Raw genomic sequence first — 21,186 nt, 5'->3', positions numbered from 1 at the left:
CCCTGCATTGCAGGGCTATTTAATTTGACGACAATCAAAGAAATTATAACATCGCGGGAATAACACGATCAGGCGGCTTGTGACCATCGGCAAAAGTTTTGATGTTGATGATTACTTTTTCACCCATCGCCGTCCGTGATTCAATGGTCGAAGAACCCATGTGCGGAAGCAATACAACATTTGAAAGCTTTTTAAGTTTTGGATTAATTTCAGGCTCGTGTTCGAAAACATCCAAACCAGCGCCGGCAAGCAAACCTTTTTCAAGCATACGCGCCAATGCCGCCTCATCCACAATTTCACCACGTGCAGTATTGATAAGATATGCAGTAGGCTTCAAAAGCTGAAGACGGCGCGCCGATAATAAATGATAAGTCGCAGGTGTATGCGGGCAATTTACCGATACAATATCCATACGCGCCAACATTTGATCAAGGCTTTCCCAATAGGTTGCCTCCAACTCCTGCTCGATAGCAGGTGCCACTTTTTTGCGGTTATGATAATGAATTTGCATGCCAAATGCCTTGGCACGGCGGGCAACCGCCTGACCAATGCGCCCCATACCGATAATGCCTAGGCGTTTGTTTGAAACACTACGTCCAAGCATCCAAGTTGGCGACCAGCCAGTGAATTTATCATTATCAATAATTTCCGCACCCTCTATCAGGCGACGCGGAACTGAAAGAATAAGCGCCATAGTAACATCTGCGGTATCTTCGGTTAAAACACCTGGTGTATTGGTAACGGTTATGCCACGGCGATTTGCGGTTTCAACATCAATATTATCAATACCTGCACCATATTGGGCAATAAGTTTAAGGCGATCACCCGCACGGGACAAAACCTTGGAATCGATTCTATCGGTAACAGTTGGAACAAGAATATCGCAACGCCCCACAGCATCAACCAATTGCTCATAGCTCATTGGTTCGTCATTTTGGGATAATTCCGTATCGAAAAGTTCTTTCATACGGGTTTCAACCACTTCTGGCAGTCTGCGTGTAACAATAACTTTTGGTTTTGTGTTTGGCATATTTGTTCCGCTTGTATAAATTTCTATTGGCGCAATCCTATAAACGCAAATTCAGCGCTTTGCATCCTTTAAATATTGTTTATCAGAATGTTTTGCAATAATAATTAGGACTAAAGGATAAAACACACAAGTCTGACAATTTGACGCCTATTATTTAACGGAAAGCATGACCCAAGCCACAAATAATAATGATTGGTATGAAAAACCAAAACCACAAGAAAAGCCAACGCCAAAATGGTTGGTGGTGGTTTTGCAATCATTATTTTATGCAATTTTCTCAGGCTTTTTAATTGCCTGCGTCTTGGCGATTTATAATTATATTTTTCCGCCACCACATCAGGAAATTATGGCAACCGATTATGAGATCTTCGCCCTATTGCTTAATGGGTTAATCGGTGGTGTGGTTGGTCTTGTATTTGGTTTTTTACCAACCGCCATATTATTATGGCTTTTGCCATTAATTACTAAAATGCAAAAGCTTTGGCAGGTGGTAATAATTAGCATAATCGTGCCAATCACAATTCTTTATGGCTTTGACTTATTGCTAAAAGCCAAAATGAACGGTCTTTTGCCGATTTCGCAATATTTTCTTGTGATTATTTCGGGGTTTGTGGTCGGGTTTGTGGTTTTTAAACCCGACATAAAATCTTATTTACCGCCAAAACCGAATGCCGAGTGAAGACGCTGAATCTGCTCACTAACCGGATTAGCAGGAGCTTCGGCATTTTCAACAAACATTGCATTATCCAGGCGATCAATACGTTTATAAAGTGCATCAGATTTATGCAATAAATCAAGCAATTTTGCTGGAAGTTCAGATGAAATTTGGCGGCTAGAAAGACAAATTGCCTTTGCACCAATACGATATTTGGAATCACGGGCATCAGTTGGCGTCATTTCACCTTCACGAACCGCGCGCTGCACCAAAAGCCAGCTTGCCGCCTGCATCAAACGCGTCGTAAGGCGCATAGATTCAGATGCATATTGCAATGCCAAAACCTTATCGAGCTTTTTTGATTCCGAACGCCCTTCTCCATCAAGGTAAGCGGCAGTGGCCTCAACTAAATCCATGCCATCAGTAAATAATTTTTCAAACATGTCTGAACCGGCAAAAGCACGAATTCTGTCATTCTCATCATTGGTATTTGCTATATCTATGACCATCTAATTACCCATTATTTTAGATGCTACTTGCAAGCACCATGCCAGATATAAATTTTTTGGCGACAATTATTTTTTGCCAAAAAGCGCGTTTGCTGCATCAAGTGATGCTTTTTTTGATACAATCTTGCCTTCGCACCTAATGATTTCTTCTTTTAGGCGTATAATCCTATCTTCCAACTCCTCAATCGAGTAAATGTCAAGGTCATATGGTTTGGCATTTTCCTTTGGCAATAAGTCATCATCTGTCATATTTAGATTCCATTACCTAATGTGTATCAACTAATTGGGGACTTCCGTTTCATTAGATGACAGATTAAAACCATAATTTCAAGACAAACCATCAATTTGGGACAATGAGGTTAAGAATGCCAAAATGTGAAGCAATTATTATTGAAAACAATGCGTTGCAATTGGGGCAAATTGAAACACCTGTCCCAAAAGATGACGAAGTTTTGATAAAGGTTCAATTTGCTGGTGTAAATCGACCTGATTTATTACAATTAAAAGGCGGATACCCGCCGCCAAAAGGCGCATCACCCATTTTGGGACTTGAAGTTGCGGGGGAAATCGTCGCTTTTGGCAAGGATGTTAAGAACTTAGCGATTGGCGATATGGTTTGCGCACTATTATCAGGCGGTGGCTATGCCGAATATGCGACCGCATATTATGGTTGTTGCCTACCCATACCCAAAGGATTGAAGATTGAACAAGCTGCTGCACTGCCAGAGACTATTTTCACCGTATATACCAATATATTTGATGCCTGCGCACTAAAACCAAGTGATACATTGTTAATACACGGTGGGGCATCTGGTATTGGAACGGCGGCAATACAAATGGCAAAGGCATGGGGTGCAAAAGTTTTTGTTACTGTTGGCTCTGACGAAAAGGCTGAATATTGCAAATCATTGGGTGCGGATATTGCAATTAATTACAAAACCCAAGACTTTGAAGAAATAGTCAAAGAAAATGGTGGCGTTGACGTTATTCTTGATATGGTGGGCGGGAAATATGTCCAAAAAAATATCAATATAATGAATGAATTTGGTCGGCTTTGTTATATTGCATTCTTGGAAGGCGCAAAAACCGAAGTTAATTTAATGCGCCTAATGCTTAAACGCCTTACAATTACTGGATCGGTTTTGCGGTCACGTGCCAATCAGGAAAAAGGCGCTCTTGCCAAAAAAGTGCAAAGAGACATTTGGCCCATGATTGAAAATGGCAAATACAAAATCATGATTGACGAGATTTTCCCATTAAAGGATGCGTCAATTGCATTGGAAAAAATCGCCGCCAATCAAACCATGGGCAAAATAGTTTTAAAAGTGCTTTAGCCCCGACCGATGGTTAAAAAATAGCCAAGCATTACAACACCCGCTGCAATTCGGTAATATGCAAAAGGGGTAAATCCTTTTTGTGTCACATAATTCAAAAATGGCTTGATAACCAATAGTGCAGAAATAAATGAAACTACAAAACCAACTGCGGTCAAGATTAATTCATGCCCACCGGATGCCATTAATTCATGGCGACTTTTGAATGCCTCATAGGCAAATACGCCAACCATTGTGGGAATTGCCAAAAAGAATGAAAATTCGGCCGCCGCTTTACGTCCAACACCTAAAAACAACGCACCGATGATGGTTGCCCCGGAACGCGATGTACCAGGAATCATTGCAAGACATTGCACAACACCGATTTTAAAAGCAGTTTTAATATCAATATCGTCAACTGTTTCAAATTTAATTTTATGAATTAACCGTTCGGCAAGAATAATGATAACACCGCCAACTATCAAAGAGATCGAAACGACAATCGGATTAAATAATCTTTCTTTGATAAAATCATGTGCAACTGCACCAATTAACATTGCCGGCAAAAATGCAATTATAATACCCGCCGCAAACATTTGCGCCTGACGTTTTGACGGTAAATCAAGAACCACTTGCCAGAGTTTTTTAAAATAAAGCACGCAAATCGCCAAAATTGCGCCAAGCTGAATCATTGTTTCAAATGTATCGGGGAAATTATTTCCCATCAAATCCTTGGCTAGAATAAGGTGTCCTGTTGAAGAAACGGGCAAAAATTCGGTTATACCCTCAACAATGCCTAAAATTACCGCATCAATAAAATCTTTTAGCGCGCTCATATTTGTTCCTTTGTTAATAAGGATTATCATGCTCCTATTGCATGGTTTTTAGCAATTGACAAAATATAATGCCACATAAATTAAAGGAAACTTTGCGCCCTTTTCAAGCATTGTCAATTGCTTTTATAAAAAATCAACTCACTACAAGCACCACAATTAGGGCTCTTCATTTCCCTTTTCTGCATAATTCATTTGAAATCATGGTTTTTAGTCGATAAAACCCCCGATAAATTACAAGCCCCAAAATCCAAAGGTGCAAACATGGCTGAACCAATGCTTAAATTCGTCAAATTAGACCAACAAATGCCGCAAAAGCGCGATGCAGACACGCGTGCCAGCGACTTTCTTGAAATTTACGGCGAATTTATTTTACAAAAAGCTGAAGAACAGGCATCGCGCTGTTCACAATGTGGCGTTCCGTTCTGCCAATCTGGCTGTCCTTTGCAAAACAATATTCCAGACTGGTTGCGCATGACCGCAACGGGCCGCCTTGAAGAGGCGTATCAGATTTCATCAGCAACCAATCCTTTGCCTGAAATTTGCGGTCGCATCTGCCCACAAGACAGATTGTGCGAAGGAAATTGCGTAATCGAACAATCAACCCATGGCGCAGTAACCATTGGCGCAGTTGAGCGTTTTATTACTGAAACTGCATTTAAAAATGATTGGGTTGGCTCTTTAAAAGCACCACAACAACGTGACCAATCGGTTGCTATTATTGGTTCTGGCCCTGCGGGTATCGCAGCAGCACAGGTCTTAACTGGCCTTGGTTATCAAGTTACGGTTTATGACCGCCATGACCGTGCGGGTGGATTGTTAATTTACGGCATCCCAGGCTTTAAACTTGAAAAAGATGTCATAACCCGCCGGATTAAACAACTTGAAGAAGCCGGTGTTAAATTTGAACTTAATGCCGATGTTGGCGGCACAATTAAATTTGCTGATTTAAAAGCAAAATATGATGCGGTTCTTATCGCTACTGGTGTTTATAAGGCACGCAAATTAGGCCTTGCAGGCGATGAAGGCGCACTACAAGCGTTGGATTTCCTTATTACCTCCAACAAAAATGGTTTCGGTGACAAGGTTCCCGCTTTTGAAAGTGGTGAAATGAATGCTGCGGGTAAAAATGTTGTCGTAATCGGCGGCGGCGATACCGCCATGGATTGCGTCCGCACGTCAATCCGCCAAGGTGCAAAATCAGTTACATGCCTTTACCGCCGCGACAAAGCCAATATGCCGGGTTCTGCCCGCGAAGTGAAAAACGCCGAAGAAGAAGGCGTAGAATTCAAATGGCTTTCTGCACCAAAAAATCTGGTGCTAGAAGGCGGCAAAATCACCGGCATAAATATTGTTAAAATGCGCCTTACCGAGGCGGATGGATCAGGACGTCAAGGCATCGAAGAAGTTAAAAATTCTGAAGAAGTTGTTCCTGCGGATATGGTTATTTCTGCCCTTGGTTTTGAACCGGAAGATTTGCCAAACGCTTTTGGCGCACCGGAATTGAAAACCACAAAATGGGGAACGTTGCGCGTTAACGCCAATACTTTCCAAACTGAATTGGAAAATGTTTTCGCCGCAGGCGACATTGTACGCGGTGCATCATTGGTGGTTTGGGCACTTAAAGACGGCAAAGATGCCGCCGACCAAATCCACAAATATTTAAAATCTCTTGCTAATTCAAAAGCTGCATAAATTTAAGGGTTTCCACAGATGACCAAAGAAAACCAAGTTTCCGATGTAACCGCACATTATCTTGCAATGCGCGACACCCTTATTGAAAATGGCGCTTATAACCCAGAGGATGAAAAAGATTCCTGTGGTGTTGGTATGGTGGTATCGCTTGATTCCACTCAGCGCCGTGAAGTTGTGGCAATGGCAATCAAGGCGCTTAAAAACGTTTGGCACCGTGGTGCGGTTGATGCCGATGGCAAAACTGGCGATGGCGCAGGCATTCGCATTGATGTGCCACAAGAGTTTTTCCGTGAGCAAGTGCGCCTAACTGGTCACAAACCATCTGACGAGCCAATCTGCGTAGGGCAAATCTTTTTGCCGCGTACCGATTTTGGCGCACAAGAACGCGCCCGTACCATTGTTGAATCAGAAGTTTTGCGCGCGGGTTTTTACCTTTATGGCTGGCGCCAAGTTCCGGTCGATATTTCAGTTATCGGACAAAAAGCAAATGACACTCGTCCAGAAATTGAACAAATCCTATTCTATGACCCACAAGGTCGCGACCCAGGCGAAAAAGAACGTGCACTTTATCTTTGCCGTCGCCGTATCGAAAAACAAGCATTAACCGCGAATTTGCTTGATTTTTATATCTGCTCATTCTCATCACGTTCAGTGGTTTATAAAGGCATGTTCTTGGCGGAACATATTGATACCTTCTACCCTGACCTTCAAGATGAACGCTTTGTTTCATCGGTGGCGATTTATCACCAACGCTATTCAACCAATACTTTCCCACAATGGCGCTTGGCGCAGCCATTCCGTATGCTTGCCCATAACGGTGAAATCAACACCATCAAAGGCAACATCAATTGGATGAAAAGCCACCAAATAAAAATGGCGTCACAAACTTTTGGTGACTATGGCCCAGATGTTAAGCCAGTTATTCAGCCGGGCTCTTCGGATTCGGCCGCACTTGATGCCGCATTTGAAATTCTTGTGCGCGCAGGTCGCAGTGCGCCAATGGCAAAATCATTACTTGTACCCGAAGCGTGGGCAAAACATGAAGAGGTTATGAAACCATCACACCGCGCATTATATGCATATTGCAATGCGGTTATGGAGCCATGGGATGGCCCAGCGGCATTGGCGATTTATGATGGTCGTTGGGCAGTTGCCGGTCTTGATAGAAATGGCCTACGCCCACTCCGTTATTCAATCACTGAAGATAAAATTTTGGCGGTTGGTTCTGAAACCGGTATGTGCCCGCTTGAAAATAAAATCGTGCTTGAACATGGCGCATTGGGCCCTGGTGAAATGCTTGCCTATGATACTCATAACAAAAAACTTTATCGCCACGAAGAAATGGTTGATAAACTTGCGGCGGCACACCCATATGAAAAATGGCTAGAAAACGTATTTGAACTTGAAGAAAAATGCGGGCCTGGTGAAGAGCCTTTATTATTCAAAGATAAAGATGAATTCCGTCGCCGTCAGGTTGGTGCTGGCTTCTCATTTGAAGATATGGAAACCATTCTTGCACCAATGGCAGAAGAAGGCAAAGAAGCAATTGGCTCGATGGGGGATGACACCGCATTGGCAATTCTTTCCAAAAAATATCGTCCTTTATCGCACTTCTTCAAGCAAAACTTCTCTCAGGTGACCAACCCACCGATTGACCCGCTTCGTGAAGAGCGCGTCATGAGCTTGAAAACACGCTTTAAAAACCTTGGCAATATCCTTGCCCAAGACGAAACCCAAACCGATGTGTTTGTGGTCGAAAGCCCATTCATCTCTACCGGAACCTATATCCGCATGCTTCCGGTATTTGGTGATAGCGTGGCATTCATTGATTGCTCTTTTGACAAGCCTAAAAACCCTGCCAAAGCAGGTGATGGCCTTAGAGAGGCATTATCACGCATCCGTGCCGAGGCTGAGGATGCAGTTCGTTCTGGCAAAAGCCAAATTATCCTTACTGATGAATATCAAAGCGCAAGCAAAATCCCTGTGCCAATGATTTTGGCAACTGGCGGGGTTCATGCGCATTTGGTTGATAAGGGTCTTCGTACTTATTGCTCAATCATCGTGCGTTCTGCGGAATGTCTTGATACCCATTATTTTGCGGTATTGGTTGGTGTGGGTGCGACATGCGTCAATGCCTATATCGCGCAAGAAGCAATTGCCGACCGTCATGCACGTGGTCTTTTGGGCGATTTAAGCCTTAACCAAGCGGTGGTTAATTATAAAAAAGCTATCGAAGCTGGCCTAATGAAAATCCTTTCCAAAATGGGAATTTCGGTTATTTCATCATATCGTGGCGGCTATAATTTCGAGGCATTGGGGCTTTCCCGTGCCTTGGCAAGTGAGTTCTTCCCCGGCATGCCATCACGCGTATCTGGTATCGGTCTGATTGGTATTGCCAAAAAATGCTATGAATTACATGAAATGGCATGGGAAAGCGCACGCAATGTATTGCCAATTGGCGGCTTTTATAAATTGCGCGCGGGTGGCGAACAACACGCGCTTGAAGCAAAACAAATCCACTTGCTACAAACCGCATGTAATACCGGATCATACCACGCCTATAAGACTTATATTAAATCTTATGAAGGTCGTGACCCGATGCAGATTCGTGATTTGCTTGATTTCAAGCCAATCAATCCATCTGTCCCACTTGAAGAAGTGGAAAGCATCAATAACATCCGCAAACGTTTTGTAACCCCCGGCATGTCTTTGGGTGCATTATCACCTGAGGCACACGGAACATTGAACATTGCAATGAACCGCATCGGTGCAAAATCTGTATCTGGTGAAGGCGGTGAAGACCGCGCACGTTATCAACCATTACCAAATGGTGATAACCCTAACTCTGCGGTTAAACAGATTGCATCTGGTCGTTTTGGCGTTACCGCCGAATATCTGAACCAATGTCGTGAAATTGAAATCAAGGTCGCCCAAGGTGCAAAACCGGGTGAAGGTGGTCAGCTTCCGGGCTTTAAAGTGACTGAATTTATCGCAAAACTTCGTCACGCAACCCCTGGCGTTACCCTTATTTCACCACCGCCACACCACGATATTTATTCTATCGAAGATTTGGCGCAATTGATTTATGATTTGAAACAAATCAACCCAATCGCCAAAGTTTGCGTTAAATTGGTATCACAAGCAGGTGTTGGAACTGTTGCAGCAGGTGTTGCCAAAGCAAAAGCGGACATCATCCTAATTTCTGGTGGTGTTGGTGGTACTGGTGCATCACCACAAACTTCAATCAAATATGCAGGTTTACCGTGGGAACTTGGCCTTGCCGAAGCCCATCAGGTCCTAACCCTTAACAATCTTCGTGACCAAGTCTTGTTGCGTACTGATGGCGGCCTAAGAAACGGTCGCGACATCGTAATGGCGGCAATGTTGGGTGCAGAAGAATATGGTATCGGAACTGCATCATTGGTTGCCATGGGCTGTATCATGGTGCGCCAATGCCAATCAAACACTTGTCCGGTTGGGGTTTGCGTTCAAGATGAGGCATTGCGCAAAAAATTCACTGGGAACCCTGAAAAAGTGGTCAACCTTATGAGCTTCATTGCCGAAGAAGTACGCGAAATTTTGGCGGAACTTGGCTTTAAACACCTTCATGAAGTTATTGGTCGTACCGATTTATTGGCACAGGTTTCACGTGGCCCGTCTTCATTAGACGACCTCGATCTAAACCCGCTTATGGTACAGGTTGAAGGCTTTATTCCTTCTGACTTCTCAAAACCAAAACCACGCATCGAAGTTCCAGAAGCATTGGATGAGCAAATCATCAACGATGCCGAACCATTTTTTGAACGTGGCGAAAAAATGCAAGTGGCATACCGTGTACGCAACGTACAGCGTGCAATCGGAACCCGTGCATCATCGCACATTGTTCGTAAATTTGGTATGGACGGCATTGCCGAAGGCCGCCTTGTAGTTAAACTAGAGGGTTCTTGCGGACAGTCACTTGGTGCATTTGGTGTAAAAGGTCTAACCCTTGATGTGGTTGGCGATGCAAATGACTATGTTGGTAAAGGCTTGTCAGGTGCAACCATCATGCTCCGCCCTTCCCGTTCATCGGGTCTAACCCCGCATAAAAATGCGATTATCGGAAACACTTGTATGTATGGTGCAACTTCGGGCAAATTATTTGCCGCAGGCCGTGCCGGCGAACGTTTTGCGGTTCGTAACTCTGGCGCAACCGCAGTTGTTGAAGGCGTTGGCGCAAATGGTTGCGAATATATGACCGGTGGTACAGTGGTTATCCTTGGTAAACATGGCGGCAACTTTGCAGCAGGTATGACCGGCGGTATGGCCTTTGTTTGGGATGAGGATGATATGCTTCCGAAAAACATCAATTCGGATAGCGTAATCTATCAACGTATCGAAACCCCATATTATCTTGAAATGTTTAAATCATTGGTGCTTGAGCATGTTGAAAACACCAACTCGGCACGCGGTCGTGACATTCTTGAACATTTCGACATTGAGATTCAAAAAGTGTGGCAAGTAGTTCCAAAAGAAATGCTTTCCCGCCTTGAAAATCCTGTGAAGGCTGTGGCGGCGGAGTAATATTAAACCCCACCCGCCTCGCTTCGCTAAACACTCAGCGGCATTGAGAAATGCGAAAAATAAAATCGGAAACTGCATTTACGATTTTATTTCGCTTCCAGATTAAAAAAGCCCAAGCATTGCTTGGGCTTTTTGATTGGCATGTAATAATTTTTGGAAATCGTATTTTCAAAAAATTGTTTCGTTTTTTATTAAACACCTGAGCAAGCATTATACAATAATGCGGGGGTGGGTGTTTAAATAATTTTATAATTCCGCGATAATCGCATCGCCCATTTGCGTGGTTGATAATTCGCCGCCCAAATCTTTGGTGCGGGCACCTTTTTCAAGGGCTGCTTTAACCGCCGCAAACAATTTATCCGCAATTTCAGACGCATCAAGTGAATAGCGAAGCGCCATTTCAAGCGATAATATTGCCGCAATTGGGTTTGCCAAACCTTTACCAGCAATATCAGGCGCAGAGCCGTGAATAGGCTCATAAAGACCCGCCATACCATCCGCACCCAGTGCCGCAGATGGCAAAAGACCAATCGAACCAGTTAAGGCCGCTGCCAAATCTGACAAAATATCGCCGAATAAATTATCGGTCAAAAGCACGTCAAATTGTTTTGGATCGCGCACCAATTGCATTGCCGCATTGTCGGCAAGCACGTGTTCCAAAACTACATCCTTATAGTCTTTGGCATGAACTTCGGTTACAACTTCGCGCCATAAAAGCCCTGAATCCATAACGTTTGATTTCTCAAGACTTGCAACCTTATTGCCGCGTTTACGCGCTAATTTAAAGGCAACATGGGCAACGCGTTCAATTTCCGCAGTGGTATAAACCGCATTATCATAACCGATTTTTGTGCCATCTGCTAAGGTATCAACGCCTTTAGGCTTGCCAAAATAAACACCGCCGCAAAGTTCGCGCACAAACATAATATCAAGCCCTTCGACAAACGGCTTTTTCAATGAAGATGCATCGGCAAGTGCTTCAAAACATAACGCAGGGCGAAGGTTCGCAAAAACATCCATTTCCTTGCGAAGATTTAAAAGACCGGCTTCGGGGCGAATTTCGCGGGCAACACCTGCCCATTTTGGTCCGCCAACAGCGCCCATCAAAACCGCTTCCACCTCTTTGGCACGTTTAATGGTTGAAGCCTGAATTGGTTCACCGGCGGCATCAATACATGCCCCCCCAAACAGCGCAGTTTCAACCGAAAGCTCGAGACCATGACGAGATTTCAATGCATCAATAACGCGGTTTACCTGTTCGATAACTTCGGGGCCAATACCGTCACCTGGCAATGTTAATAGAGTTTTTGTCATTTCACACCTTTATGCGCCCTGCAATAAAACGGGCAAGCAGGTGTGTCAAACCAAAATATGCAAGATTTTTTTGAATTTTAGAGATTTTCGCAAGATTTTTCTGTTTGATGCTTCTCAATAGCTTTTTTAAGGTGTTTTTCAATCGCAATGGTTGGCGCAAACAAAACGCAAAGCGGCCCAAGACTTTGGGTTAATACTTCCATTAGATGTTGTGCAAAATGTATCAAAACGCACCTTTAACCAATTATTAATCAAGGTTAAGCAAATCTTAAGCCAATTGTCAAAGCCACTTTGAAAGCAAAACGAATTAAGGCATAGCAATCATATGTTTGGAACGTCTCGTAATAATATTAGCCCACAATTACAAAAGCTGATTGATATCCTATCAAAGGTCCAAGGTCTTGGACCTAAATCGGCACGCCGTGCGGTGTTACAGCTTTTGAAAAAGCGTGATGTTTTGCTTGCACCATTAATTGACGCCATGCAGGCAGCCCATGATGAGGTTTGCACCTGTGGGATTTGCGGTAATCTTGATACCTCTGATCCTTGCGCGGTGTGCAGCAATGAAACACGCGATCATAATGTTCTTTGCGTAATTGCCGATGTTGCAGATTTATGGGCGTTTGAACGTTCGGGCGGGTTCCGTGGGCAATATCATGTGCTTGGTGGTTTATTAAATGCACTGGACGGCATTAGCCCAAGCGACCTTCGCATTCCGCAACTTATTGAACGCATTGAAAACGGCAAGATTAACGAAGTAATTTTGGCGCTTTCGGCAACAATTGACGGGCAATCGACCACGCATTACCTTGCTGAAGTTCTTGAAAATAAGGGGGTAAAGGTTACCCGCCTTTCACATGGCTTGCCAATAGGTGGTGAGCTAGACCATATTGATGATGGCACATTGATGGCGGCATTAAAGGCACGACGTGAAGTTTAATCACGCAAAATTTTGAGGCAAAACAGCCGTAACGAACTTGCCAATGGTTCTGCACCACGGTTTAAATCAATATCACTTATTATGCTGGCCAAAGATTGATTATTTTTGGCGGCATATCCAAGGATTATTTCCCAAAACTCGCTTTCCAATGCGACCGAGGTTTTGTGACCTTCAAGAGTGAATGATTTTTTCAAAAGGGGCATCATTCATCACCCTCATCTGATTTTTCTTGATCTAGTTTTAATCTTTCAAGCCGCTTTTGCTCAAGCAAATTCTGCTTTTTGGCGGTGTCTTTTAAAGATTTTGGTGTGCCAAATAAAATACGATTATTTTGCGCGCTTTTTTCTTTTTCTTCGCGCGCTTTTTGTTTTTTGAATTGTTTTAGATTTATTATCTCTGCCATTTTTACATTCTATCAGAATGGTGCTGGGGATTCAAAAAATATTTTTTCACCTGTCATTGGGTGGGCAAAATGAATATAAGTTGCATGAAGCTTTAGGCGATCAAAACCATCTTCACCAATATAAAATTTATCACCACAAATTGGATGTCCAATATGAATTGAATGCACCCTTAATTGATGGCTGCGTCCCGTTACTGGTGTAAACTCAACCCGTGAAACATTATTTTCACGTGATAAAACCCGATATTTAGTAAGGCTTGGTTTGCCAATTTCATAATCAACCTTTTGCCGTGGTCGATTTTCCCAATCAGCAATTAATGGCGCATCAATTATGCCTTCATCGTGCTCCAATTCACCATGCAAAAGGGCGATGTATTTTTTGGAAACTTTTCTATCTTCAAATTGCCGCGAAATCCGACGTAATGGCACAAGCCCGCGCGCCAAAACCAAAAGCCCAGAGGTGGACATATCAAGGCGGTGAACAACCAACGCATCGGGAAAATATTCCAACGCTCGATATGCAACGCAATCCTTATTATCTTCTGCCTTGCCAGGAACGCTTAAAAGTCCAGAAGGTTTATTGACAATAATTATTGCATCGTCATTAAAAATTATATCAAGCGCGGGTTTTAGCATAAAGCCGTTTAGGAGATTTTACTGCAAAGCGCAATATTAACTAGCTTGGCATATTGGTGGCGCAATCAAAGGCCCGTTTGTTTAAATTTTGTGGATTAGAAACCGCATCATTGGTTTGTTTATCCATTTCTTGTTTAACCATGTCATTTACTTTATCACCGGCAACCCCTGCGGTGTCGGCCTCGGTAAAGACGCGCTCTAGCCATAAATTGGTTGCCTGTGCAACGCCTGGCTCAGCAGACCAATCTGGGGCGGCAAGCGCCGCAATTTGTAATGACGCAGCGCAACTTAATGCCTTTTGAAGCCCCACACTATTTTGCGCCATTTGGCTAGCCTTGCGGATTTCGGTTTTATCATCAATTTTTATTGCGTCTTGTGAAAATTCACCATTTTTCTGGCCATATACTGATTGCCAATCCGAAACATCATTGGTGGTTTCGGCCATTTCTTTGCGCGCCGCAATTGGATTTGTTTTTTTCTTTGCCGTTGCTTTGTCTTGCTTAACTTCTGTTGCAACTGGTGCAGTAGTTTCCGGAATATTGTCACGATGCGCATTCGCAGATGGCACATACCATTCACCAGGGGCAGGTTTATATGACCAATTTTGCGCCAATGCCGGTGTGGCAATCAATAAAAATGGCAAAATATATCCCAATTTGGTACGCATAGTTCAAAATCCTTTTTTGCAACCACATATTTGCCCTAATATTTGCAAAGAGTGCGCCAATGTTTGTGGCAGTTTATATTGACCTTAAAAATAGGCTCGATAAGAATGCTGCCAAGAGGAAACCAATGACAAGAAATGAATTTTATGGCGAAGTAAATTTTGATGGCCTTATCGGTATGACCCATAATTATGGCGGCCTTAGTTTCGGTAATATTGCTAGTGCAAATAATAAGGCAAAACCAGCAAGCCCAAAAAACGCAGCCAAACAAGGGCTTGCGAAGGCATGGCATCTTGCAAGATTGGGCTACAAACAGGGTATTCTCCCGCCCCAAGAACGCCCGTTCCTTCCTATACTCAATAAACTTGGTTTTAACGGTAATAATCAGCAATTATTACAACACGCCGCTCAAGATAAACGCCTGCTTGCAAATATTTCTGCCGCGTCATCAATGTGGGCGGCAAATGCCGGAACAATTTCACCGAAATATGATTGCAAAGATAACAAAACCCACTTCACGCCCGCCAATTTAATCACAAACACTCACCGTGCGTTAGAGGCGGCGCAAACCACAAAAATGCTTAGGACCATATTTTGTGATGAAGCCCGCTTTATGGTGCATGACCCATTACCCAACCAAAGCCTGTTTGCCGATGAGGGTGCGGCAAATTTCATGCGTATGTCAAAATCACATGGTGAAAAAGGTGTCGAAATTTTTGTTTATGGTCGTGATGGCTTTGAAAGCTATTCTGGAAAATTTCCGGCACGCCAAACCATGCAAAGTTTTGAAGCAATCGCACGTAATCACCAAATTAATATTGATAAAACCATTTTCACACGCCAATCAAAACAGGCGATTGACGCCGGCGCATTCCATAATGATGTGGTTGCAAGTGCCAATGAAAATGTTTTGTTTTATCATGAATTTGCATTTGAAAATGAAGAGGCTTTAAAACGTGAAATAACCCAAAAATGTGACTTTGAGCCGGTTTTCATTCGGGTTGATAATAATGATGTTCCAATTGAAGATGCCATCAAAAGCTATTTATTCAATACGCAAATTCTTTCAAAGCCCGGGGAACGTATGACAATCATTGCACCAATGGAATGTTATGAAACCCCATCGGTTAAAAAGTTTCTTGATGAATTAATTACCCGCAATACCCCGATTGGTGCGGTTGAATATGTTGATGTTCGCCAAAGTATGAATAATGGCGGCGGGCCGGCATGTTTACGCCTTCGCGTGATTATGGATGAGGCGGATATTAAATCAATCAAGGCGCGCGTAATGCTTGATGAAGGGCTTTATAGCGACCTTGTTAATTGGGTAGATAAATATTATCCAGAAACACTTTTGCCAGAAGATTTGGGCGATTTCTCATTGCTTGAAAATAATTATGCCGCCCTTGATGAACTAACCAAAATTATGCATTTGGGCGCTAATTTTTACGATTTTCAAAAATAAAAAACAAAAGGCACTTCGGTCTGAAGTGCCTTTTTAAATTTAATATTTGGCGTTAAAATTACGCATTGCCAACGTCTTGTTGACCTTGGCGTTGCGCCATATAAAGGCTTGCAAAATCCATAGGGTCAATCATCAATGGCGGATAGCCACCGTTGCGGGTTGCATCAGCAACGATTTGACGTGCAAATGGGAACAAAGTGCGCGGCGCCTCGATAAGCAACATAGGCTCAAGGTTTTCTTGCGGAATGTTGTTGAATTGGAACAAACCTGAATAAACAAGTTCAGTTACGAAAAGAACCTGACCTTCACGTTCGCTTTTTGCATTGATTTTAAGATCAACTTCAAAAACTGATGGATCTTCCATACCGCGTGCGCTTACGTCAAGCTGTAGGTCGATTTTTGGCTGCGCGCCTTCGCGCAAAGATGCCGGTGAATTTGGGTTCTCAAAAGAGAAATCTTTAATATATTGTGCAAGAACATGAACCGAAGGGACAGCTTGCAAAGCCTCTGGGGCAGCGCCATTTTCGATTGGCTGGTTTTCGTCAGACATTTTCGGGTTTTCCTTTTTCTGGTGCGACCTCAGCTAGAACATTTTTTTATCAAGAGCAAGTATTATGGGCAATTAGGCAAACATAAAAAAACCTAATTTCATAATTATAACTTGAGAAGTGGGTCAACAATCCTTATGTTGGACTCAAAGAAAGGTAAAAAAGTGGAAATTATATTTTTTGCGGTTGTCGCTTTGTTGGTTATTGCGCGTTTATATCAGGTTTTGGGTCAAAACCGTGGTGCACCGCCGCCATTTGTCAACAATGGTCAAAACAAGCCAGACGCCTTTGGAAATAACGACACTTCAGAGCAAAAAGAAATTGCCCCACACCCTTCATTGATGCCGCCTTTGGGTGAAGATAAGCCATATGTTGCGCCAACATTTTCGCAATATGGGGATCTTGCACCAAAGATTCTTGAGATTGTGCGTTATGACAATAGTTTTGACCCGCAAAACTTTACCACACAGGCTTATAGCGCCTATGAAACCATTATCACTGCATTTTCAACCGGTGATGAAAACACATTACAACCACTTTTGAGCGATAATGTTTTCACCGCATACAAAGCGGCAATTGAGGCAAGACGGGCAACAGGTGGCGGCAAAATCGATATTATCCGCCTTTTAACGCCAACTATTAAAGACATTTCAATAAATGGCAAAATCGCAACGATTGACGTTTTGTTTCAATCTACATTAACCGAATCAAATGCAAAACCACGGGCCGTTAACGAAATCTGGAGTTTTGAGCGTAATCTTGGCTCTAAAAACCCGATTTGGAAACTAATTGCCGTGGAGCCAGCGTGAAAATAAAAACATTAACCAACAAAAGCCGCCTTTCATTACTTGCTTTATTTACTGCCTTTGGTCTTGGCGCGTGTGTTAGCACGGGCGAAGTTTCGCATCCTGTAAACAACCCGCCAAACAACCAAGCAGGCAGCATACCAACCCTGCCAACCTTACCACCGGTTACAAGCACACCGACCAATACCCCGCCAAGCAATGTAGTTACCGCACCACAAGCGAATGGCGAGATTGCATTTGCTCGGATGGGTTTCGGCGACCTTCCCAACTGGTCAGATACAGATTTAGAGGCAGCAAGACAGGCATTCCGCAATTCATGTGCAGTTCTTGTAAAGCGTAATGACGCCTATTATCTTGGTGAAAAAATCGCCTATGCTGGCAAAGTTGCTGATTGGAAACCTGTTTGTTCTCTTGCAAATAACCCAGATGTTTCAACCCGTGCATTTTTTGAAAACAACTTTACCCCTTGGCGTTTAAGTGCGAAAAATGGCGGACGCGGTAAATTAACCTCTTATTTTGAGCCGATTTTACACGCAAGCCTAAATCAAACCAGTGTTTACAACGAGCCATTATATGGCAAGCCATCGGATTTAATCACCATCAACCTATCTGATTTTGACCCATCATTGGCGGGCAAAAAAATTGTTGGACGTATCAATGGCAATAATTTCATTCCATATCGCGCGCGTGGTGAAATTAATTCTTCTAATGCCCCTATTATTGCCTGGACCAAAATGGGCGAGGCATTATCACTGCAAATACAAGGATCTGGTCGTCTATTATTAGATAATGGTCAACAATTGCGCGCCGCATTTGTGGCAACCAATGGGCAGCCGTTTGGTTCTGTCGCGCGTGAACTTATAAAACGCGGCGAATTACCAGCCAGCCAAGCATCGGCCGACAACATTACTAAATGGTTTGAAAAAGCGGCGCCAAATGATGCCAGAAGCGTGATGAATGCAAACCCGCGCACCACATTCTTTGAGTTGCAGGCAATTAAAAACCCTGCGGACGGCCCAAAAGGTTCGCAAGGTGTGCCGTTGGTTGCCGGTGGTTCGCTGGCAATTGACCCGTCAATCCATGCTTATGGCGTTCCAATTTTCATTTTTGCCAATGCCTCGGCACTTGGTAACAGCATTGAAAATTCATTGACACGCCTTGTAATTACCCAAGATTCAGGTGGGGCAATCAAAGGGCCAATTCGCGGTGACCTATATTATGGAACCGGCGACGAGGCAGGCTTTGCCGCAGGTCGAATTAATCATGAGGCTGATTGGTGGGTATTGCTACCAAACACCTTGGATCCCACCAAAAAATAGGGGGTTTGGATGCGCCCGCTTAAACCCGAAGAAGCAAAATTATGGCACAAGGTGGGTAAAACCACCAAAGGGTTAAAAGGCAAGGCGCATCACAAACTTATAGAATTAGAAGCAAAAATTCCAACCGAACCTCAATTTAAAGAAGAACCAACCAAGAAAAAAGCAATCACGACTATAACGACAAAAAAGGTCGTAACAAAAAAAATATCAGCCCCTGTTGCTGATATTGGAAATGAAAAAAGGATAAGACGCGGCCGTTTAGAGATTGATGCCACAATTGATTTACATGGCATGACACAATTGGTGGCCCAAGAACGTCTTCGTGGCTTTATCCTAATGGCATTGTCGCAAAATTATCGTAATATTTTGGTTATAACCGGTAAGGGTGTTGAGATTGCACACCATAAACACGAGCCTTTTGATATGTTCGCTCCATCACAACGCGGGGTTTTAAGGCAAAAACTACGCGATTGGTTAAACACCCCCGACCTTCGCCCGTTTATTTCCGGTGTATCCGAAGCCAACCAAAAACACGGTGGATCAGGCGCTTTTTACGTCCGCCTAAAACAAAAAATAAGTAAATAATTTTTGAAAACCACGTTTTTTAAAAATTATTTCCCGCTTTGCCTACCCGACCAAGTGAGCGCGAAGCGCGAGGGCGGGAGTGGTAATTTTATGGCGCATGCCCCAATCGCTTTGCCTCACGAACACGGCCACGAACCACATAATTATCAACCTCTTTTGGTTCTAATTCAATGGCGCGATTAATATCAGTCTCGGCCCCACTATAATTTTTTTGTTGCAATCTGGTTTCGGCACGCAGACGTAATGCAAACGGTAATTCACCGCCAAGCTTCATAGCCTGTGTTAAGTCAGTTTCGGACGCATCCCATTTTTCCAACATTGCATATGTCCGGGCGCGGTCAACATAAATATTTGCATCATCGCCCTTAATTGCCAAAGCATCATCAAACGCGCGCTTTGCGTTTTCGGGATCTTCGGCAATAAGGAATGTGTTTCCCGATTTAACCAAAAGCGAAAGTCTTTTTGTCTTGTCACCGGCATCGGTTGCATTGGCAATCATATATAATTTTTTAGCACCATATGAATATTCTTCGCGCGCGATATTCACCATCGCCAAACATTCTTCTGCCAAAAGCCCACCATTGTGAATGCGCCAATTTAATGCCTCGTCATACGCTTTATCAGGGCTAGTTGATGCAAGCTTCACACAATCAGCAAGTTTCTGATTGTCTTCAATATCATGCTGAATACGCTCTGGTGAATGCTTTGGTGGCGGATCATCATTGGCCAAAACTGGCGTGGCAACAAAAATTAATGCAGCAAGTGGGTAAAAATAGTTTTTCATAATTCATATATAGAGGTAAAAATTAATTTTGCTTCTTAATTTTATGCAATGAGGTTGTAAATTGCCTTTTAATAATAATGAAAATAAAATTCCAGTCTATGTAATCACCGGTTTTTTGGGTGCTGGTAAAACCACGCTTCTAAACCATTTGCTTACTAACCCAAATGGCAAAAAATTTGCGGTTATTGTCAATGAATTTGGCGAAATCGGCATTGATAATGATTTGGTTGTTGGTGCGGATGAGGAAGTTTTCGAACTTAATAATGGTTGTATCTGCTGCAATGTTCGCGGCGATCTTATAAGAATTTTAGGGTCACTTTTTAAACGCAAGTCACGCTTTGATGCAATAATTGTTGAAACCACCGGCCTTGCAAATCCGGCGCCCGTTGCACAAACCTTTTTTGCCGATGATGATATTGCAAGAAAATCCTATTTGGCATCAATTGTCACCGTGGTTGATGCCGTTCATATTTTGGACAATCTTGACGAATTTGAAGAAGCGCGCAACCAAATTGGTTATGCTGATTTAATTATTTTAAATAAAGTCAGCGAAGTTGATGCCGCACAAAAGCAAAAATGTATTGCCGCAATTCGTCAAATGAATTCTGGTATTGAAATTATTGAAACCGATAATTCAAACGTTGATTTCGGGAAAATCATCGGAAAATCACGCTTTAGCCCAGAAATTCTTAACGAGGAAAATCTGTATTTCAACCCACCAAAAGAAGAGCATCACCACGATTGCCACGATGAGCATTGCAATCATCCGCACCACCATCACGACCATGACCATGACCATCATCATGAGCATAATCATTATGATGGCGTCGAGGCAATCGCCCTGCAAAGCGACAAGAAAATGAGCGAAGAAAAATTCACCGCTTTCTTGTCAAAAATTATTGATATGTATGGCGCGGAAATGCTGCGCTTTAAAGGAATTATCGATATCGAGGGGCAAAATCGCCAATATGTTTTCAATGGCGTCCACATGATGGTCGAGGCCGATTACGGAAATTTATGGGAAAATAAGAAACGCTATTCACGCATGGTAATCATAGGTAAGAATTTACCGAAAGACCTTTTAACTTCGGGCTTCTTATCTTCAGTTGCAATGTAAAATGTC

The 21,186-nt window shown here is 43.1% G+C and carries 21 protein-coding genes; 10 read left to right on the top strand and 11 right to left on the bottom strand.

Going from position 1 to position 21,186, the window contains the following annotated elements; translation table 11 throughout:
• Positions 1-43: 43 nt before the first annotated feature.
• Positions 44-1,030, bottom strand: a complete 987-nt coding sequence (locus KXV15_RS02505) for a 2-hydroxyacid dehydrogenase (RefSeq protein WP_240006582.1) — start codon at positions 1,028-1,030, stop codon at positions 44-46.
• Between the two features lie 166 nt (positions 1,031-1,196).
• Between KXV15_RS02505 and KXV15_RS02500 the strand changes: the two genes are divergently transcribed.
• Complete coding sequence (locus tag KXV15_RS02500) at positions 1,197-1,709, top strand: hypothetical protein (protein ID WP_240006581.1); 513 nt, start codon at positions 1,197-1,199, stop codon at positions 1,707-1,709.
• Here the strand turns inward: KXV15_RS02500 and rcdA are convergent.
• Both rcdA and KXV15_RS02490 read right to left on the bottom strand, forming a co-directional pair.
• Positions 1,679-2,194 (bottom strand): protease adaptor protein RcdA, encoded by a 516-nt coding sequence (gene rcdA, locus KXV15_RS02495; protein ID WP_240006580.1) that lies wholly within the window; start codon positions 2,192-2,194, stop codon positions 1,679-1,681. The genes KXV15_RS02500 and rcdA overlap by 31 nt on opposite strands.
• Before the next feature lie 66 nt (positions 2,195-2,260).
• Complete coding sequence (locus tag KXV15_RS02490; protein WP_240006579.1) at positions 2,261-2,443, bottom strand: DUF1192 domain-containing protein; 183 nt, start codon at positions 2,441-2,443, stop codon at positions 2,261-2,263.
• A 116-nt stretch (positions 2,444-2,559) separates the two neighbouring features.
• Between KXV15_RS02490 and KXV15_RS02485 the strand changes: the two genes are divergently transcribed.
• On the top strand, positions 2,560-3,528 hold the full coding sequence (locus KXV15_RS02485; RefSeq protein ID WP_240006578.1) for an NAD(P)H-quinone oxidoreductase: 969 nt from the start codon (positions 2,560-2,562) through the stop codon (positions 3,526-3,528).
• Here the strand turns inward: KXV15_RS02485 and KXV15_RS02480 are convergent.
• Positions 3,525-4,343, bottom strand: a complete 819-nt coding sequence (locus tag KXV15_RS02480) for an undecaprenyl-diphosphate phosphatase (protein ID WP_240006577.1) — start codon at positions 4,341-4,343, stop codon at positions 3,525-3,527. The genes KXV15_RS02485 and KXV15_RS02480 overlap by 4 nt on opposite strands.
• 261 nt (positions 4,344-4,604) lie before the next feature.
• On the opposite strand from KXV15_RS02480, the gene KXV15_RS02475 reads away from it, so the two are divergent.
• Entirely contained in the window at positions 4,605-6,035 is a 1,431-nt protein-coding gene (locus tag KXV15_RS02475; RefSeq protein ID WP_240006576.1) for an NAD(P)-dependent oxidoreductase, read from the top strand.
• A gap of 18 nt (positions 6,036-6,053) precedes the next feature.
• Positions 6,054-10,598 (top strand): glutamate synthase large subunit, encoded by a 4,545-nt coding sequence (gene gltB, locus KXV15_RS02470; RefSeq protein ID WP_240006575.1) that lies wholly within the window; start codon positions 6,054-6,056, stop codon positions 10,596-10,598.
• A 246-nt stretch (positions 10,599-10,844) separates the two neighbouring features.
• On the opposite strand, the gene leuB is transcribed toward gltB, so the two are convergent.
• A complete protein-coding gene (gene leuB, locus KXV15_RS02465; RefSeq protein WP_240006574.1) occupies positions 10,845-11,912 on the bottom strand; it encodes a 3-isopropylmalate dehydrogenase in 1,068 nt (355 codons plus the stop codon).
• Positions 11,913-12,237: 325 nt separating this feature from the next.
• On the opposite strand from leuB, the gene recR reads away from it, so the two are divergent.
• Positions 12,238-12,852, top strand: a complete 615-nt coding sequence (recR, locus tag KXV15_RS02460) for a recombination mediator RecR (protein ID WP_240006573.1) — start codon at positions 12,238-12,240, stop codon at positions 12,850-12,852.
• Here recR and KXV15_RS02455 read toward each other — a convergent pair.
• Genes KXV15_RS02455 through KXV15_RS02440 form a run of 4 tightly spaced genes read right to left on the bottom strand, consistent with a single transcriptional unit; the run spans position 12,849 to position 14,558 of the window.
• A complete protein-coding gene (locus KXV15_RS02455; RefSeq protein ID WP_240006572.1) occupies positions 12,849-13,058 on the bottom strand; it encodes a ribbon-helix-helix domain-containing protein in 210 nt (69 codons plus the stop codon). The two genes, recR and KXV15_RS02455, sit on opposite strands and share 4 nt — an antisense overlap.
• Positions 13,055-13,255 carry a DUF4169 family protein gene (locus tag KXV15_RS02450; protein ID WP_240006571.1) on the bottom strand — a complete coding sequence of 67 codons (201 nt, stop codon included), beginning with the start codon at positions 13,253-13,255 and terminating at the stop codon, positions 13,055-13,057. Before KXV15_RS02450 ends, KXV15_RS02455 begins: the two co-directional genes overlap by 4 nt.
• Positions 13,256-13,267: 12 nt before the next feature.
• Positions 13,268-13,891 carry an RluA family pseudouridine synthase gene (locus KXV15_RS02445; RefSeq protein ID WP_240006570.1) on the bottom strand — a complete coding sequence of 208 codons (624 nt, stop codon included), beginning with the start codon at positions 13,889-13,891 and terminating at the stop codon, positions 13,268-13,270.
• Between the two features lie 40 nt (positions 13,892-13,931).
• On the bottom strand, positions 13,932-14,558 hold the full coding sequence (locus KXV15_RS02440) for a hypothetical protein (RefSeq protein ID WP_240006569.1): 627 nt from the start codon (positions 14,556-14,558) through the stop codon (positions 13,932-13,934).
• 125 nt (positions 14,559-14,683) lie between these two features.
• Here KXV15_RS02440 and astB point away from each other — a divergent pair, with 125 nt between their 5' ends.
• A complete protein-coding gene (astB, locus tag KXV15_RS02435; protein ID WP_240006568.1) occupies positions 14,684-16,021 on the top strand; it encodes an N-succinylarginine dihydrolase in 1,338 nt (445 codons plus the stop codon).
• Positions 16,022-16,079: 58 nt separating this feature from the next.
• Here the strand turns inward: astB and secB are convergent, their stop codons facing one another.
• The gene (gene secB / locus KXV15_RS02430; protein WP_240006567.1) at positions 16,080-16,571 is read right to left on the bottom strand and encodes a protein-export chaperone SecB; all 492 of its coding nucleotides are present in this window, start codon (positions 16,569-16,571) and stop codon (positions 16,080-16,082) included.
• A gap of 162 nt (positions 16,572-16,733) precedes the next feature.
• On the opposite strand from secB, the gene KXV15_RS02425 reads away from it, so the two are divergent.
• Genes KXV15_RS02425 through KXV15_RS02415 form a run of 3 tightly spaced genes read left to right on the top strand, consistent with a single transcriptional unit; the run spans position 16,734 to position 19,279 of the window.
• A complete protein-coding gene (locus KXV15_RS02425; RefSeq protein WP_240006566.1) occupies positions 16,734-17,378 on the top strand; it encodes a Tim44/TimA family putative adaptor protein in 645 nt (214 codons plus the stop codon).
• Positions 17,375-18,694: a murein transglycosylase A gene (gene mltA / locus KXV15_RS02420; protein ID WP_240006565.1), complete on the top strand. Its 1,320-nt coding sequence runs from the start codon at positions 17,375-17,377 to the stop codon at positions 18,692-18,694. Before KXV15_RS02425 ends, mltA begins: the two co-directional genes overlap by 4 nt.
• 9 nt (positions 18,695-18,703) lie before the next feature.
• The gene (locus KXV15_RS02415; protein WP_240006564.1) at positions 18,704-19,279 is read left to right on the top strand and encodes a Smr/MutS family protein; all 576 of its coding nucleotides are present in this window, start codon (positions 18,704-18,706) and stop codon (positions 19,277-19,279) included.
• Between the two features lie 88 nt (positions 19,280-19,367).
• Here KXV15_RS02415 and KXV15_RS02410 read toward each other — a convergent pair whose 3' ends face one another.
• A complete protein-coding gene (locus tag KXV15_RS02410) occupies positions 19,368-20,063 on the bottom strand; it encodes a tetratricopeptide repeat protein (RefSeq protein WP_240006563.1) in 696 nt (231 codons plus the stop codon).
• A gap of 61 nt (positions 20,064-20,124) precedes the next feature.
• Here KXV15_RS02410 and KXV15_RS02405 point away from each other — a divergent pair, with 61 nt between their 5' ends.
• Complete coding sequence (locus KXV15_RS02405; protein WP_240006562.1) at positions 20,125-21,180, top strand: CobW family GTP-binding protein; 1,056 nt, start codon at positions 20,125-20,127, stop codon at positions 21,178-21,180.
• Positions 21,181-21,186 lie beyond the last annotated feature (6 nt).

This window comes from Pseudaquidulcibacter saccharophilus (assembly GCF_019455445.1).
Taxonomy (GTDB): domain Bacteria; phylum Pseudomonadota; class Alphaproteobacteria; order Caulobacterales; family Aquidulcibacteraceae; genus Pseudaquidulcibacter; species Pseudaquidulcibacter saccharophilus.
Note: the sequence above shows the minus strand (reverse complement) of the source record. Positions and strands in the feature narration are given on the sequence as shown.

What these genes read in the sequence shown, in the direction of transcription:
- KXV15_RS02505 (WP_240006582.1), bottom strand. Translation starts at nt 1,030, where the DNA reads ATGCCAAACACAAAACCAAAAGTTATTGTTACACGCAGACTGCCAGAA.
- KXV15_RS02500 (WP_240006581.1), top strand. Translation starts at nt 1,197, where the DNA reads ATGACCCAAGCCACAAATAATAATGATTGGTATGAAAAACCAAAACCA.
- rcdA (WP_240006580.1), bottom strand. Translation starts at nt 2,194, where the DNA reads ATGGTCATAGATATAGCAAATACCAATGATGAGAATGACAGAATTCGT.
- KXV15_RS02490 (WP_240006579.1), bottom strand. Translation starts at nt 2,443, where the DNA reads ATGACAGATGATGACTTATTGCCAAAGGAAAATGCCAAACCATATGAC.
- KXV15_RS02485 (WP_240006578.1), top strand. Translation starts at nt 2,560, where the DNA reads ATGCCAAAATGTGAAGCAATTATTATTGAAAACAATGCGTTGCAATTG.
- KXV15_RS02480 (WP_240006577.1), bottom strand. Translation starts at nt 4,343, where the DNA reads ATGAGCGCGCTAAAAGATTTTATTGATGCGGTAATTTTAGGCATTGTT.
- KXV15_RS02475 (WP_240006576.1), top strand. Translation starts at nt 4,605, where the DNA reads ATGGCTGAACCAATGCTTAAATTCGTCAAATTAGACCAACAAATGCCG.
- gltB (WP_240006575.1), top strand. Translation starts at nt 6,054, where the DNA reads ATGACCAAAGAAAACCAAGTTTCCGATGTAACCGCACATTATCTTGCA.
- leuB (WP_240006574.1), bottom strand. Translation starts at nt 11,912, where the DNA reads ATGACAAAAACTCTATTAACATTGCCAGGTGACGGTATTGGCCCCGAA.
- recR (WP_240006573.1), top strand. Translation starts at nt 12,238, where the DNA reads ATGTTTGGAACGTCTCGTAATAATATTAGCCCACAATTACAAAAGCTG.
- KXV15_RS02455 (WP_240006572.1), bottom strand. Translation starts at nt 13,058, where the DNA reads ATGATGCCCCTTTTGAAAAAATCATTCACTCTTGAAGGTCACAAAACC.
- KXV15_RS02450 (WP_240006571.1), bottom strand. Translation starts at nt 13,255, where the DNA reads ATGGCAGAGATAATAAATCTAAAACAATTCAAAAAACAAAAAGCGCGC.
- KXV15_RS02445 (WP_240006570.1), bottom strand. Translation starts at nt 13,891, where the DNA reads ATGCTAAAACCCGCGCTTGATATAATTTTTAATGACGATGCAATAATT.
- KXV15_RS02440 (WP_240006569.1), bottom strand. Translation starts at nt 14,558, where the DNA reads ATGCGTACCAAATTGGGATATATTTTGCCATTTTTATTGATTGCCACA.
- astB (WP_240006568.1), top strand. Translation starts at nt 14,684, where the DNA reads ATGACAAGAAATGAATTTTATGGCGAAGTAAATTTTGATGGCCTTATC.
- secB (WP_240006567.1), bottom strand. Translation starts at nt 16,571, where the DNA reads ATGTCTGACGAAAACCAGCCAATCGAAAATGGCGCTGCCCCAGAGGCT.
- KXV15_RS02415 (WP_240006564.1), top strand. Translation starts at nt 18,704, where the DNA reads ATGCGCCCGCTTAAACCCGAAGAAGCAAAATTATGGCACAAGGTGGGT.
- KXV15_RS02410 (WP_240006563.1), bottom strand. Translation starts at nt 20,063, where the DNA reads ATGAAAAACTATTTTTACCCACTTGCTGCATTAATTTTTGTTGCCACG.